Origin of the sequence: Paenibacillus marchantiophytorum, assembly GCF_014640555.1 — a bacterium.
Lineage (GTDB): Bacteria > Bacillota > Bacilli > Paenibacillales > NBRC-103111 > Paenibacillus_E > Paenibacillus_E marchantiophytorum.
The window spans coordinates 1-2,583 of the sequence record NZ_BMHE01000112.1 but is presented as its reverse complement, the minus strand read 5'-3'; the positions used below and the strand labels follow the sequence as shown (position 1 = coordinate 2,583).

2 protein-coding genes are annotated in these 2,583 nt (G+C 41.3%); both read left to right on the top strand.

Features of this window, described 5'->3' with window-relative positions; translation table 11 throughout:
- Positions 1–70: 70 nt before the first annotated feature.
- The gene (locus IEY34_RS36050) at positions 71–1,429 is read left to right on the top strand and encodes an S-layer homology domain-containing protein (RefSeq protein WP_189021094.1); all 1,359 of its coding nucleotides are present in this window, start codon (positions 71–73) and stop codon (positions 1,427–1,429) included.
- A 17-nt stretch (positions 1,430–1,446) separates the two neighbouring features.
- Positions 1,447–2,583 (top strand): hypothetical protein (locus IEY34_RS36045; RefSeq protein WP_189021092.1); only part of this gene is annotated, 1,137 nt, incomplete at its 3' end.

Genomic DNA, 2,583 nt, shown 5'->3' with positions numbered 1-2,583 from the left:
AGAGGCTGTAAGAAAGGGATATTTTATTAATGATTGTACAAATACGCAGTAGTGAGGGAGATATATAACAATGAAAAAAAGAGTATTAGGAATGCTTTTGACAGGTTTGGTAGTGGGTGGTTCGGCTGCTTATGTAGTACATGCGAATCCTTCAGTAACGGGAGGATCTTCGGTTTCAGCAGCTACGTACTCGAAGGAATTTACGGACATTGCAGCAGATTTCTGGGCAGCTTCGCAAATTGCAGATGCAAGGGGACAGGGCTATATTGACGGGTATGCCGATGGATCCTTTCAACCGAATCGCAAAGTAAGTCGTGCGGAGTTTGTGAAAATGGCCGTTGTTGCGTTGCACATTAATGTTGATAGCGCTGGAAGCGATCCTTGGTACAAGGCATATATGGATGCGGCTAAGAAGGCAGGGATTTATGCGGATGGTGACTTTTCGGATGATGACCTTAATGCACCTATGACTCGCCTAGAAATGGCGAAGATTGCTGTTCGAGCAAGTGGGCAAAACACATCTGACTCCAATAAGTGGATGTATTTAGCAACAAAATCAGGACTTATTCAGGGAGTGGATGAAACTGGTGAATTAGGAGTAGATGAGAATACAAATCGTGCACAATCTGTAATGGTGATAAGTCGGACTCAAAAGATTAAGGGGGGGGAGATAATTCCGTTAGAAAAAAGCGCTAAACGGGCTATGTCGAGGGCAGAAGTGCTTTGGCATGGAACGAATATCTTTACAATGTGGCCTAGATATGTATCTGGGCAAGACGCAGATCAATTTTCAGTTGCAAAAGCTAAATGGGATTCTCCCGATGGAATCTATCATGAGCAGCTAGTCGAATTTATTGTTGTTGACATGGGGGATAAGCTTGATCCATTTAAAGATGAAACCGAAGGCATGAAGTTTAATCTCGATAAGTTTGATTCGACTGGAATGCAGTCAGATTCTCAAAGTGTTTCAATACCCCAAAATTCCTATGTGGCCTTCTCGAAAGTAAAACAAACATTAACTGGATCGTATCCCCAAGGTTGGTATGCTTCAGAAGGTGGACGTGTTACGGTGCGAAATATTGGGCCAAGTAATAATGGGAAAGAATGGAAGGTGAATTATTCAAGTCAAGAAACACCAGACAACATTTTGTTTACTAAAATGCAAACACCTCAAAATGTAATTGACATCAATGTTAAGCGTGGGAATAATCCGTATGATCCTACATACTTAAAACCTAATGTTGACTATTTCTGGGTTACTGCAACAATGCATCCGAAGGGAGACATGTTTATTGACACAACCAATATGCATATCGGTTATGTCCCTAATGTTTATTATTATAATCATGGTGGCGGGAAGCCTTCGAGTGCAAACATGAATACAAATTTGTTGATTTCTGCACCTGATTATAAGGTGCACAATCAATAACAAGGTGGGTGATCCGAATGTCATCTAAGAAAATGCTCTTTCGTGTCCTTAACTTGCTGTTTGTATTCATTTTTATTTTGTGTTCGTTTCAAAATTTCCTGAAGGAGGTAAAGGGGGCTAATGCGCCTGATGTTGAAACTATAACCGGTGACTTATCTTTGATTTCTGAGTTAACTGCTGGAACCGGAGGGAAATATTATAGTCGAGATTCGGGAGTACCATATGCAAGTAGGACCTATAAGGTTAGTGATTATATTACTGACCCAGTTAGACAATCTCAAATTACCTCAGTAACATTGGTTTCAAATGCTTCGGGCATTACTGCTAATTGTACTAACACTACTTGTACTACAAATTTAGGGACTTTGTACGGTATGGGAAGGGACGTTGAATCAACCGAAGTACAAAATGATTTTAATTTTGATTGGTGGAGAAATCATTCAGGAGGATCAAGGGCTTTTTATTGGACGTGGGATGATTGGTATGGCAATACTCTTGATGCTAGGGATTTGAGTGGAAACCCAAACCCTATGGGCACGGGGGGCTGTGATTCAAATGTTTCAGGATTTTCACCATGTCCTCAAATACAACCGGGGGGGAAATATCCCTTCTCAACGGAGTTGGATGGTTCGAGTTCAACATGGTCATTTAAGGACACTCATGCTTCGATCGATTCATCACTTATTATTGTTGATGACAGTCCAGAGAGCTTTGATGTGTCAGGGAGTGTTTTATATACCCAATCGTCTGTAACTTCTGTAAAAGTAGATAATTTAAAAATGAAATTTAATTTTGATGTCGGTCCTTTTATGAATAATGGTACAGATATCTTACCCCACGCTGCTAGATATCCGGAAGCTATAGGTTTAAGGTGGTATGGTAGCTTCACTGCAATAATGCAAGGGAAAACATATGAATATGAGTTGACATGGACGATGACAGTTAATTATGACGGTGGCAGTGGATGCACGCCCGGTGATCCAGCATGTACACCAAGCGGCACTGGCGATTGCCCTTACATAATCGGCCCACCTACTCAAGGAACAACAATGCCTTTAAGTGATTTAGACCCCAACGCCAATGGCGTTATTCGGGCCGATTCGCGGGACTCTGAGAAATTCAACGTTTTACAAGGCATCCCGACATCGGAATAT